Source organism: Chitinophaga sp., assembly GCF_035564935.1.
GTDB lineage: Bacteria > Bacteroidota > Bacteroidia > Chitinophagales > Chitinophagaceae > Chitinophaga.
Genome location: NZ_DATMTE010000522.1, coordinates 1 through 12,623 on the forward strand (window position 1 = coordinate 1; position 12,623 = coordinate 12,623).

At 47.3% G+C, this 12,623-nt stretch carries 13 protein-coding genes; 6 read left to right on the forward strand and 7 right to left on the reverse strand.

Annotation, left to right across the window (positions count from 1 at the left end; translation table 11 throughout):
* The first annotated feature begins 135 nt into the window (after positions 1 to 135).
* The 3 genes from VN105_RS13260 to VN105_RS13270 all read left to right on the forward strand — a co-directional run bounded on the left by VN105_RS13260 (position 136) and on the right by VN105_RS13270 (position 2,895).
* Positions 136 to 1,152 carry an SDR family NAD(P)-dependent oxidoreductase gene (locus VN105_RS13260; protein ID WP_325641612.1) on the forward strand — a complete coding sequence of 339 codons (1,017 nt, stop codon included), beginning with the start codon at positions 136 to 138 and terminating at the stop codon, positions 1,150 to 1,152.
* A 28-nt stretch (positions 1,153 to 1,180) separates the two neighbouring features.
* Complete coding sequence (locus VN105_RS13265; RefSeq protein ID WP_325641614.1) at positions 1,181 to 1,993, forward strand: helix-turn-helix domain-containing protein; 813 nt, start codon at positions 1,181 to 1,183, stop codon at positions 1,991 to 1,993.
* Positions 1,994 to 2,118: 125 nt separating this feature from the next.
* A complete protein-coding gene (locus VN105_RS13270; protein WP_325641616.1) occupies positions 2,119 to 2,895 on the forward strand; it encodes a hypothetical protein in 777 nt (258 codons plus the stop codon).
* A 59-nt stretch (positions 2,896 to 2,954) separates the two neighbouring features.
* Here the strand turns inward: VN105_RS13270 and VN105_RS13275 are convergent, their stop codons facing one another.
* From VN105_RS13275 to VN105_RS13300, 6 genes are all read right to left on the reverse strand, one after another.
* On the reverse strand, positions 2,955 to 4,388 hold the full coding sequence (locus tag VN105_RS13275) for a TolC family protein (protein ID WP_325641617.1): 1,434 nt from the start codon (positions 4,386 to 4,388) through the stop codon (positions 2,955 to 2,957).
* Positions 4,381 to 7,548: an efflux RND transporter permease subunit gene (locus tag VN105_RS13280; RefSeq protein WP_325641618.1), complete on the reverse strand. Its 3,168-nt coding sequence runs from the start codon at positions 7,546 to 7,548 to the stop codon at positions 4,381 to 4,383. Before VN105_RS13280 ends, VN105_RS13275 begins: the two co-directional genes overlap by 8 nt.
* Positions 7,549 to 7,576: 28 nt before the next feature.
* Complete coding sequence (locus VN105_RS13285; RefSeq protein ID WP_325641619.1) at positions 7,577 to 8,659, reverse strand: efflux RND transporter periplasmic adaptor subunit; 1,083 nt, start codon at positions 8,657 to 8,659, stop codon at positions 7,577 to 7,579.
* 174 nt (positions 8,660 to 8,833) lie between these two features.
* The gene (locus VN105_RS13290; RefSeq protein WP_325641621.1) at positions 8,834 to 9,220 is read right to left on the reverse strand and encodes a hypothetical protein; all 387 of its coding nucleotides are present in this window, start codon (positions 9,218 to 9,220) and stop codon (positions 8,834 to 8,836) included.
* A 136-nt stretch (positions 9,221 to 9,356) separates the two neighbouring features.
* Positions 9,357 to 9,899, reverse strand: coding sequence for a hypothetical protein (locus VN105_RS13295; RefSeq protein WP_325641623.1), 543 nt, complete (start codon positions 9,897 to 9,899; stop codon positions 9,357 to 9,359).
* A gap of 17 nt (positions 9,900 to 9,916) precedes the next feature.
* The gene (locus tag VN105_RS13300) at positions 9,917 to 10,282 is read right to left on the reverse strand and encodes a helix-turn-helix domain-containing protein (protein WP_325641625.1); all 366 of its coding nucleotides are present in this window, start codon (positions 10,280 to 10,282) and stop codon (positions 9,917 to 9,919) included.
* A 132-nt stretch (positions 10,283 to 10,414) separates the two neighbouring features.
* Here VN105_RS13300 and VN105_RS13305 point away from each other — a divergent pair, with 132 nt between their 5' ends.
* Positions 10,415 to 11,167 (forward strand): SDR family NAD(P)-dependent oxidoreductase, encoded by a 753-nt coding sequence (locus tag VN105_RS13305; RefSeq protein ID WP_325641627.1) that lies wholly within the window; start codon positions 10,415 to 10,417, stop codon positions 11,165 to 11,167.
* A 14-nt stretch (positions 11,168 to 11,181) separates the two neighbouring features.
* On the opposite strand, the gene VN105_RS13310 is transcribed toward VN105_RS13305, so the two are convergent.
* Positions 11,182 to 11,493 carry a hypothetical protein gene (locus VN105_RS13310; protein WP_325641629.1) on the reverse strand — a complete coding sequence of 104 codons (312 nt, stop codon included), beginning with the start codon at positions 11,491 to 11,493 and terminating at the stop codon, positions 11,182 to 11,184.
* A gap of 83 nt (positions 11,494 to 11,576) precedes the next feature.
* On the opposite strand from VN105_RS13310, the gene VN105_RS13315 reads away from it, so the two are divergent.
* Positions 11,577 to 12,041, forward strand: coding sequence for a DinB family protein (locus tag VN105_RS13315; protein ID WP_325641631.1), 465 nt, complete (start codon positions 11,577 to 11,579; stop codon positions 12,039 to 12,041).
* A gap of 8 nt (positions 12,042 to 12,049) precedes the next feature.
* Positions 12,050 to 12,481 (forward strand): SRPBCC family protein, encoded by a 432-nt coding sequence (locus VN105_RS13320; protein WP_325641633.1) that lies wholly within the window; start codon positions 12,050 to 12,052, stop codon positions 12,479 to 12,481.
* Positions 12,482 to 12,623 lie beyond the last annotated feature (142 nt).

Below are 12,623 nucleotides of genomic sequence, written 5' to 3' on the forward strand. Positions count from 1 at the left end.
ATAATAATTAGAATATTTTAGGAAGATGATAAGCAGATCATTTTATTTCTGACGTTTAAAACAAAACGATTTGACGTTTTAAACAAAGTGGGTTGTTCCTGCGGCTTTTACCTTTGCTTCATAAAATCAATGATTATGAAAGACAATTACAACGGTGCGCTGCAACAACCCATTGGTTCCGGGTTCAACGCATTGTCAACAACAGCGGATGTGATCAGGGGAATTGACCTCCGCGGTAAAACGGCAATTGTTACCGGCGGGTACGCAGGTATAGGCCTGGAAACTGTAAAAACCCTGGTATCGGCAGGCGCTGAGGTAACCGTACCCGCCCGCGATACCGGCAAGGCGGTAAAGAACCTGGCAGGCGTGGAAAATGTAACCATTGAAGCGATGGATCTCGCAGATCCGGCATCTATAGACGCATTCGCGGAAAAGTTCCTTCGCACCGGCAAACCGCTTCACCTCCTTATCAACAACGCCGGCATTATGTGGGTACCGCTGCAAAGAGATACACGGGGGTATGAATCGCAGCTATCCACCAATCACCTGGGGCATTTCCAGCTAACGGCAAGGCTTTGGCCAGCGTTAAGGAATGCGGGCGGAGCAAGAGTGATCAGCGTATCTTCCTATGGTCACCAGATGGCGTCTTTTAATTTTGAAGATCCGAATTTCCTGGTCCGTGAGTATGATACACTACAGGGGTATGGGCAGTCGAAAACAGCTAATAACCTGTTTGCCGTGGAGTTGGACCATCGCGGTAAAGCAGCGGGAGTGAGGGCCTTTTCCCTACATCCCGGTTCGGTAAATGGCACCGACCTCGGACGCGTAGCGCCAATGGCCTTATTTCAGCAAATGGGCACCCATGATGCCGATGGTAATATTTTCCCGGAGGTGGCGGCCAAACTGAAAACTATTCCACAGGGTGCAGCTACTACCGTGTGGTGCGCTACCAGCAGCCAATTAGATGGTATAGGCGGCGTGTATTGCGAAAACGCCGATATCGCAGAACTGGATAACGGCAGTATTGCACAAAGCTACGATGAGCCTTTGTTGTTAAGAGGCGTACAGCCGTACTCGTTAGATGCCCTCAATGCTGTGAAACTGTGGGCTCTCAGCGAACAAATGACAGGGATCGTATTTACTGCCGGCTGATCTTTTATTTTGTAAATTGTGTACGTACATGGAATTTGAAACAAAATATATAACGCCCGACATTAAGCTGTCAACGTATACCGGCCGGCTTTTCAGAACCGAAGTGGTATTTGAACATCATATACTGGTGTGGTTCATTTCAGGTGAAACAAAGATTGTACTGGCCGATAATACACATGTGTTTAATGCAGGCGACATTTTCCTGATACCACGCAACCAGCTGGCCACAGTGATCAACTACCCGAAAGACGGGAAGCCCCATCAATCTGTGGCCATGCATCTTACACAGCCCCGCCTGAAGGATTTTTACCGCAGCAACCAACCGGCGCCCGGCAGGCCATCGCCCTTGAAAAACATAAGGATGTTTGATCAGCATCCCTTACTGGAAAGTTGCTTTGCTTCCCTGATCCCTTACTTTGATCTGGAAACAGATTTACCGGAAAAGATTGCGGCCCTTAAAATAGAGGAAGCCATTACCATCCTGAGAACTATCGACAAAAACCTGGATAGCCTGCTGGCTGATTTTGAAGAGCCGGGTAAAATAAACCTCACGGATTTTATGCAGCGCAATTATATGTTCAATATGCCGCTGGAGAAATTTGGCTACCTCACAGGCCGCAGCCTGGCCACCTTCAGGCGGGATTTTAAGAAAGCCTTTAACACCACGCCACAGAAATGGCTTACACAAAAAAGGCTGGAACTGGCGCATTACCAGCTTACTGAAAAGCAGCGCAAACCCATAGACGTATTTGTGGAGGCAGGTTTCGAAAACCTTTCCCATTTTTCATATGCCTTCAAAAAACACTTCGGGTATGCACCCACTGTGCTGCATGCAAAGTAACCGGCTTAATCATACCTTGTCAATCTTTTCAAGTGCTATCAAAAATGCGCATATAGAAGGAGTTATGGAAAAGCCTGCTTATTTTGCGCGGGAATTACCGGGCGTTAACCCCTACAACAGCAAATATGGAAATGATTTTACTACGCATTACCGGTTACGGATGGACCGGGATAGCATTTATGGTTTTATCGGTATTGGTGGCCGTAAAAATATTAAAACGGAATAACCGCAGTGGCAACATCGGCTGTATCAGTATCGGTTATATATCGCTGGTAGTGTTTTGTCTTCTTACCTTATCTTCGGTGCTGGCCGGCTTCCTGGGCGGATTTGTGATCAATTCTTTTAAACTGCCACGTTACCAGGGAAAGGTGGTAAGTATTTCTTCTTACCAGGACTACGACAGCAAAACAAGGCGTACCACTACCATGTACAAATCTACTGTGGCATTTACATTGAAAGATGGCACGCCGGTAGAAATTGAAACAGACATATCCTCTTCAGGCAAAAGGGAAATAGGCGAAATGGTAACAGTTGGCTACGAACCCGGCATGGATCGCGCGGAAGAATTTTCAGGAGGCAAGTACCTGCTGATAGGAGGCGGTGTGGTAATGCTGCTGGTGATGGGTTACTTTGTTACAGGAGGTATCCTGTATGCAATGAATGTAAAAATGGACTGGTACTTTGCCCTCGGGATGAAGCTATTAATGTATTTTATTTTCCCTTTAGGGATGCTGTTCTTCTTTTGCGGAATGGGCTATGCGCTGGTACAGTATTTTATGGGGCTCCGGCCGGATATGCCGGGATGGGCAGTGGCCGTGTGCAGTTTTTTCTGCCTGGTGTTATTCCTTGCCATGATAGGTTACGTACGTATGTTGGGGGAAAGATCCCGGCGCGTAAGCTAACTAAACACTTTAAAATAAAAGAGCCGGCTGTGATAAGCCGGCTCTTTTACTTTCCCTTATCACTTCCATCCACCGCCAAGGTCGCGGTAAATATTCACCACGGCATTCAGCTGTTCCTTTTTCGTTTCAATCAGTTCCAGTTTTTTTTCCAGCGCATCCCGCTGTGTCATCAGTACTTCAAAGTAATCAGCCCTGGCCGATTTGAACAGGTCTGTTGAAATATCAATGGACCTTGTAAGGGCGTCCACCTGTTTGGATTTCAGGCTATAGCTCTGTTCAAGATTGCTGATATTGGAAAGCTGGTTCGACACTTCGAAGTAAGCATTCAGGATAGTCCGCTCATAATTGTACATGGCCTGCAACTGCCTTGCATTGGCGCTGTTGAACTCCGCTTTAATAGCGTTCCGGTTAATGAGCGGTCCTGCCAGGTCGCCGGCAAGAGAGTACAGCAGCGACTCGGGGAGCCTGAACAGGTAGGAGGGCTTGAACGCCTGGAATCCGAGCCCGGCTGAAATACCGAACGACGGATAAAATTCTGCACGGGCCACTTTTACATCCAGCTTAGCCGCCGCCAGGTCCAGTTCCGCCTTTTTAATATCCGGGCGATTGGCCATTAATTGTGAAGGAATACCCGTATTCACCTGCGGCGGTAATGAGGCTAAGAAATTACCTTTATCGCGCGGGATCTCCTGCGGATAACGGCCTAGCAGGAAGTTGATCCTGTTTTCTGTTTCTTTGATCTTCTGGCGGATATCAAATTCCAGGCTTTGGGAGTTCAGCACTTCAGCTTCAAATTTCTGCACTGCCAGTTCGGTTGCCCGGGTTGCTTCTTTCTGGATCTTTACAATTTCAAGCGCATTTTTTTGCAGATCGATATTTTGTTTTACGATCACCAGCTGGTTGTCGAGGGCCAGCAGTTCGTAATAAGAATTGGCTACTTCTGCTACCAGGTTGGTGAGCACAAAGTTCCTGCCTTCTACGGACGACAGGTACCTGGCTACTGCAGCTTTTTTAGCGTTGTGCAGTTTTTTCCAGATATCAATTTCCCAGTTGGCATTAATGCCAATGGTATAATCTGCCAGCGGATCCGGCATTTCTTTACCGGGCGTGATTTCGGTAGAGGCGTCGCCTGCGCCCTGGCTGGTGTACCTTCCTACTTTTTCCACACCGGCGCCTGCTCCGGCAGTAACAACCGGCAGCAATGCAGCATGCCTGGAACGGATATCATTTCTTGCAATTTCAATTTCCTGTAAGGTCACCATCAGCTCCTGGTTATTCTTCACGGCAGTATCCAGCAGGCTTACCAGGTTGGGATCTGTAAAAAATCTCCGCCACTCGATGGCGGCCGACATATTGGTGCTATCGCTATTGTTACCAAAGGATGCGGGCACCGCGTTTCCTGCCATGGGCATCACCGCCGGCACCCTGCAGCTGGCAATGGCCAGGCAGGCGCTCAGCAGGCCGATGCCGCTATGTATCCTGAATTTATACATTGTGATCAATTTCTTCTGTTAAAGGATTCTCTTCTTCATCTTTCACCAGCGCATGCCCTTCTGCCAGCCGGCCAAATATATAGTACAGCCCGGGTATGATCAGCACCCCGAAAATGGTTCCGAAAAGCATACCACCTGCGGCAGCAGTACCAATGGTGCGGTTCCCCAGCCGGCCCGGGCCCGTGGCCACCACCAACGGGATCAGCCCCGCTATAAATGCAAAGGATGTCATCAGGATGGGACGGAACCTCACCTTTGCGCCTTCCATGGCCGCTCTCAGTACGGTTTCCCCGGAGCTGTGTTTTTGCACGGCAAACTCTACGATCAGTACAGCATTCTTACCCAGCAAACCAATCAGCATTACCATAGCTACCTGCGCGTAAATATTATTCTCCAGCCCCAGTAACTTCAGCAGGAAGAATGCACCGAAAATACCCGGCGGCAATGAAAGGATCACCGCCAGCGGCAGGATGAAACTTTCATATTGTGCAGCCAGGATCAGGTATACGAAACCAAGACAGATCAGGAAGATGTAAATGGCCTGGTTACCCTGTGCCACCTCATCTTTCGAAATACCTGCCCAATCGATCCCAAACCCTCTTGGTAAAGTTTTCTGCGCCACTTCGCTGATCACTTTAATAGCTTCACCGCTGCTGTAACCGGGAGCGGCTGCACCACTTATCTCAGACGCGTTGTACATGTTGTGCCGCGTGATTTCCGAGAGGCCATATACTTTTTCCATCTTCATAAAATCAGAAAACGGCACCATTTCATCACGGTCGTTTTTCACGTACAACTTCAGGATATCATCCGGCAGGGCCCTGTACTGCGGCGATGCCTGCACGATCACTTTATACTGCCGGTCGAATTTGATGAAGCTGATCTCATAGTTACTTCCTACCAGTGTAGAAAGCGTGTTCATGGCATTATCGATGCTCACGCCCTTTTGTTGTGCAAGGTCATTATCGATCCGCAACATATACTGCGGGAAACTGGCGCTGTAAAAAGTGAATACCGACGATAATTCCTTGCGTTTACTCAGTTCCTTCACAAAATCCCTGCTCACGGTTTCCATTTTTTTATAGTCGCCCGACCCGGCTTTGTCGAGCAGGCGTAGCTCAAAACCACCGGCAGCGCCGTAACCAGGTACGGCTGGCGGCTGGAAGAACTCAATAGTGGCGCCGGTAATGTCTTTCGATTTTTCTTCCAGTTCATCAATGATCTCCTGGACAGAATGTTTCCTGTCTTCCCAGCTTTTCAGGTTAATAAGACAGGTGCCCGAGTTGGAACCTGTTCCTTCTGTAAGGATCTCATAACCTGCCAGGGAAGAAACGGATTGCACCCCTTCCACGCCTTCTGCAACTTTCTGCAGCTTTTCCGCAACCTGGTTGGTTCTTTCCAGTGAAGATCCGGGCGGGGTTTGGATAATGGCGTAGAACATCCCCTGGTCTTCATTGGGAATAAAGCCCGAAGGAACGGTTTTGTTCATGAACCATATACCGGCGCAGAAAGCTGCCAGTACACCAAAGGTGACTACCCTGCGGTTAACGATGGTGCCCAGTATTTTCTGGTACTTTCCTGATGTACGGTTAAAAGAGTTATTAAAGCCGGCCAGGAATTTATCCAGCACGTTTTGCTTTTTGGGTTTCCCGTGCGTATTCTTCAGGATCATGGCGCAAAGCGCTGGTGTAAGCGTGAGCGCCACCACACCCGAAAGGATAATAGCAGTGGCCATGGTGATGGAAAACTGCCGGTAGAATATCCCTACAGGGCCGGACATGAAGGCGACCGGTATAAACACCGCCGCCATCAGGAACGTGATGGCAATAATAGCCCCGGCAATTTCATGCATCGCTTTTTTGGTAGCCTTTAGCGGCGAAAGATGTTCCTCTTCCATTTTGGCGTGCACCGCTTCAATCACTACAATGGCATCATCCACCACCACACCGATAGCCAGTACCAGGGCAAAGAGGGTGATGAGGTTCAGCGTGATGCCCAGGAACTGCATGAACACAAACGTTCCGATCAGCGATACCGGCACCGCCATGGCAGGAATGATGGTAGAGCGCCAGTCGCCCAGGAACAGGAACACCACCAAACCTACCAGCACAAAGGCTTCCACCAGGGTATGAATTACTTTCTCAATAGAAGCGTCGAGGAATTTGGATACATCATAGCTGATCTCATAATCCATTCCTTTCGGAAAGGAGTTGGCTTTGATCTCTTTCATCTTCGCCTTTACATCCTTAATTACCTGGCTGGCATTACTTCCATACGATTGTTTCAGTACAATGGCTGCGGAAGGTTTACCGTTCAGGTTGGAATAGATATCGTACATGGAGCTTCCGAACTCCACATCTGCCACATCTTTCAGGCGGAGTATTTCGCCGTTGGGGCTGGAACGCAGGATCACGTTTTCGTATCCTTCCTTGTTCGTGAACCTGCCGGGATATTTCAATACGTATTCAAACGTCTGGGATCTTTTACCGGAGCTTTCGCCGGTTTTACCGGGAGATGCTTCCAGGCTTTGTTCTCCGAGCGCTTTCATCACTTCATCGGCGGAGATCTTGTACGCCAGCATACGATCCGGTTTCAGCCAAACCCTCATGGCGTATTCACGGTTACCAAGGATATCGGCATAGCCAACGCCATCTACTCTTTTTAATTCCGATAAGATGTTGATGTCTGCGAAATTGAAAAGGAATTTCTGGTCGGTTTGCGGATCATCGCTGTAAAGGTTGATGTACATGAGCATGTTGGATTCCTCGCGGGTGATCTTAACACCTTCACGTACTACCAGTGGCGGCAGTTTATTTACTACGGAGGCCACGCGGTTCTGTACATTCAATGATGCCTGGTTGGGATCGGTTCCAAGGTTGAAAACCACCTGTAGGGAAGCTTCTCCATCGTTACCGGCGTCTGAGGCAATATATTTCATTCCCGGAACACCGTTGATGGCCCTTTCGAGCGGAATGATCACGGATTTGATCATCAGTTCACCGTTGGCCCCGGGGTATTCCGCCGTTACATTCACTTTTGGGGGCGAGATGGATGGAAACTGTGTGACAGGTAATTGTGATATGGCCAGTATTCCGAGAAAAACGATAATAAGCGATATAACTATGGACAGCACCGGTCGCTGTATAAATTTATTAAGCATGGCACTAGGCTGGTTTGGACTTGAACTACTATTCCGCTTTTAATCGCAGATTGGAAATAACTTCGGCTGGTTTCTGGTAATCGTAATTGATCTTGTCATTATCTTTTACCTTTTGCACACCTTCAAGCACTATTTTGTCGGTTTCTGAAAGGCCGTTCTCAACCACGTACATATCGGGCATCTGGCCACGGATGGCAATGTTCCTGGATCTTACCTTATTGTTGTTATCTACCACAAAAACATACAGTTTATCCTGTATTTCGTAGGTAGCTTTTTGTGGGATCACTAACGCATTTTTAAGCGGTATGGTCATCAGTACCTTGCCTGTTTCCCCGTTTTTCAACAGCTTATCCGGGTTCGGGAACCTTGCCCTGAACGCGATGTTGCCTGTTTCGTTGTTAAATTCACTTTCAATGGTTTCCACATCGCCCTTATACTGAAGCGGTTGGTTATTGGCCAGCAGCAGGCCTACTTTATTGCTGCCGCGGCCTTTGGTATTGGTGGCATAGTCGAGGTATTCCGGTTCGGACACATTGAAGTAGGCGAACATCTGGCTGTTGTCTGACAGACTGGTCAGCAGCCCGCCTTCGTCAATAACGCTTCCCAGTTTGAACGGGATACGGTCAATGGTGCCATCGAACGGCGCCCTGATCTCGGTGAACGACAGGTGCAGTTTGGCGAGGGCCATTTCGGCTTTTGCCTGGTCCAGCTTAGCTTGTGCTACTGCCTGTTCGTTTTTGGAAACGATGTTTTTATCCACCAGGGTTTTGGTGTTCTGCAGTTCTATTTCAGCTGCTTTGGCTTCTGCTTCCGCCTTTTGGAGTTCCGCCTCAAACATTTTCGGCATGATCCTGAAGAGCAGCTGACCGGCTTTTACGAACTGGCCTTCGTCCACATAAATGTTCTGGAGGTAGCCTCTTTCCTGGACCCTGATTTCAATGTTCCTTACAGATTTTATCTGTGAAACATACTCGTTGGTAAATGAAGTATCAATCCTTACCGGGCTGGTAACAGTGAATTTGCCGGCTTCTTCTTTTACTTCTTCTTTTGGTTTACAGCTTGTGTAGCTTAATACGACAAACAAGCCCGCAAACATGACAATTCTGTTCATGATATTAAATGGATATTAAAGCGATGGTATGCTCGTGAGGCAGGGATGCCTATGGACAATAAGCGGGGTCAGTTACCAGGATAATGCCTGAACTGTGGAGCAGGAGGAGCGTAATATCAATACACATCCTCCAGGCACGCATGGTCATCCCCGGTAACTGAAGTATATGAATGATCAGATCCTTAAAACACTGTGTGTAATGTATATATCGGAAAGCTGGCCCCGGAAGGGTGGAGGGGCTTTGTGGCATTTGTAGAGATAGCTTAAAACATCCGGACTGGTGAGCGTAAGGTAATAGCTGGTAAGCAACCTGTATTTCCTGGCAAGAAAATTACTGGCATCATCTTCATCAATATCTTCACTGATCAGGCAATCTTCTTCCAGGTCCGGGCTGTTGATAGTAGAATAATCCTGGTTGGTATCCAGGAATTTGATTCTGTGCTGGTGCTGGATATTTTTGAGCGGGGAGTCCGGGTTGTTATGATGAGCCGCGGTAAAAGCATAGCCCTCCCCCCTGAGCAGGAGGAAACACAAATATGCGAAAAATACAGCTACTCTCATTCGGGGGCCAAAAGTAATAAAAGTTTGATAGCAAATGGAAAAAACGTGCCCCCGGCTTGTGAAGAAAGTGTTATTTTTTGGGTGGAAGCGATTTTATTGTATATGGTGAAATGGGATAATGTATGCGGCGAAAGGGTTAATCGATACCAAAATCACCTGTAAAAGATTTATTGGGGAGGATGTCGTAGTAGTCGACCCCTGTTTTATCTGCAGTAATCCCCATTACGATAATATATATTTCGTATTTACTTTTAATATTGGCAGCGCTTGTAAGCGCCTTGAAATGGTGTGCACATATAACATCGACGAACTGGCCGGCGGTAATCATTTCCCATTCATAATCGCGTAACGGGGTAAAGATCCCCGTCTTTGTAGCAGGCCGGGGAATGTTCAGCTGTAAATGATGTTCCAGCGCGGACCAGGTTTGGTGATCCTGCGGAGAAATATAGGCGGAGATGTTATCCGTGAGTGCTATACCGGGGTTAACCAATGTGCTGTTTTTAATATTTTGGAAGATGTGATTTTTAAGGTCTTCACTATTATCTGTAATATCCAGGTGCTTTGCTATGATATCAACCATATCCTGTACCGTAAAAATAGTTTCCGCTTCCGCATCAGGAATCCCGATACCGAAATATTCTTCAAACGTTACCAATAGTTCTACGCTGTCCAGCCCCATAAATGAGTTTGTAATAATTAATCATGGTTGTTCACCAATTTCCGGTGTTTACCTCCCCATTCACTCAGTTGTTTGAAGATGGGGCCAAATTCTGCCGCCATTTCCGTGAGTTCATACTCCACCCGCGGAGGCACTTCCGCGTACACAGTTCGTTTCACAAGTCCGTCTTGTTCCAGTGCCCGCAGCTGCAGGGTTAACATGCGTTCGGTGATATAGAAAAATTCTTTTTTCAGTTCACTGAACCGCATTTTTTTCTGCTCCAGTTTACTCAGGATCAATATTTTCCATCTGCCCCCGATCTTGTTCACCGCATAGGTAAGATCGCATTCAATAATGATGTTTTCATTGCGTGTATATGTGGAGTTTTGCTTCCTGGTTGCCATTACTTACATGTTTGTTAGTACCGTACAATTGGTTGTATAACCTATAAAATTAGATGCTGCCCGTTACTTTTACAAAGAAATTTTCAAAGTGCTCAAGGGCATTATTTATTCATCTTTATCAAGACAAAAAGTATGGATCTGTATCTGAAAGAAAAAACAGCCGTGATAACAGGCGCCAGCCAGGGAATTGGCCGCGCCATTGTAAAGGAACTGGCTATGGAAGGCGTAAAGGTGCTGGCAGTAGCAAGAAATGAAGATTTGCTGAATAGTTTAAAAGCAGAAGTGGCAGCCGCAGGAGGAGTGGAGCCGGTAACACTGATCCAGGATTTTGTAGCCACAGACGGTCCGCAGAAAATTGCCGCTGCGGCGTTATCCGGCCTGGGCCATGTAGATATCCTTGTCAATAATGCGGGCCGCAGCCGCCCGGTGGATGTTATTGGACCGGAAGATACCTGGAAAGAATCCATGACGCTGGATTTTGAGCGACACCGGCAGCTCACACAGGAGTTGCTGCCGCATTTTATAGAACGCAGGCAAGGCGTGATCCTGAACCTGGTCAGTACCTATGAATTGCGGACCCTTAATGTTTCGGCAGTGGCTAAAGCGGCGGTAGTGGCCTGGTCCAAACAGCTGGCGGGGCAACTGGGGCAGTATGGTATCAGGGTCAACTGCCTGCAGCCCGGTCTTATTGACACGGAAAATATCCGTCCGTATTTCCCCGGCGATGAACGGCGGAAGTTTGCGGAGCGTGAAATTCCGCTGGGCGATTTCGGGGAACCGCAGGATATGGCTAATATGGCGGTATTCCTGGTATCGCCCCGTGCGCGGTACGTTACCGGCAGCGTTGCCACGGTTGATGGCGGTATGCGTTACCACCCGTTCTGATGCACAAAGCGATTTTATTCTTCTTCATCTTCCCAGGGCATTGGCGTTTCAGGCGCTTGAATTTCCTGGGTAAACCAAAAAACTTCCATCGTTATTTTGCCAATGAGATTGGGATATTGAGAACGGAGCAGCGGAAACAATTCAGGAGGCGCTTTATCGCTTATATAGCAGGTATTAAATTCGTCCAATGAGATATTGAGCTTCCCTGCTATCTGTGCATGAGTGACAATCGTATTGTTTTCCGCTGCTTTTTTCTTCAGGAATTGTACGGTACCACGAAAAGTTTCATACCGGCCTTCTGATGCTTCAAAGATTTCCTCTTCCATCACCGACATAATTTTGAATGCTTAAAGCTATTCAATTTTTATGATCATCTCTTTATTACCTTTATTTATTCATCAGATAAACCATGAACTCAGTTAAACAACTTTCAAAGCATTTCAGGGATGTTCATTTCGGAGGCAACTGGACCAGTGTAAACCTGAAAGACACATTGGCAAACGTCGGCTGGCAACAGGCTACCGCAAAGGTGCAGGACCTGAATACCATCGCTGTGCTTGTTTTTCATATTAACTACTATGTTGGCGCCATCCTGAATGTGTTGCAGGGCAATCCTTTAAATGCACATGATAAATTTAGTTTTGACCTGGCGCCGGTATCTTCCGAAGAAGCCTGGCAGGATTTGGTAACCAAATGTTTTGCCGAAGCGGAACAACTTGCAGCCGCCATTGATACCCTGGACGATGCTGTATTGTTCTGTGATTTTGCGGATCCTAAATATGGAAGCTACTACCGGAACCTGCTGGGAGTGATTGAGCATACACATTATCACCTCGGGCAGATTTCCCTGATAAAGAAAATGACGAGGCAATGAACGATCGCATGGAGGCAATTATAAATAAAAGCATCATCATCAACGCTCCGGTAACGGAAGTATGGAACTCGGTTACAAACATTGATTTGATGACAACATGGATGGGAGGCCCCGAACTTGAACTGAAAATTCAAACTACCTGGGAACCAGGATCTCCGATAGTGATCAGCGGCTTTCACCATGTCCCGTTTGAGAATACAGGTATTGTGCTGGAGTATTCACCAGGGCAGGCTGTTAGCTATAACTTTTTAAGCTCCATATCAAGGTTGCCTGATACTGCAGAAAACCACTCCATTATCCGGTTTGTATTGGAACCTGAGGGCGAAAAAACATTATTGTCGTTAACCATCGCCAATTTCCCTACAACAACTATTTATCATCATCTTAACTTCTATTGGAATACCACCATAGTAATGATAAAGAAAATGACAGAGGCTTAATGCAGAGCGAACCAGGATCTTTTCCGGGGCGGTTTATTATGCATCGGCTTTAACTAGTACCTTCATTTCAGCACGACGCCCTTTCTGCGGAGCCGACATTGCCCCACCAATGGCTTTAACTAGACCTTCATTTCAGCATGAC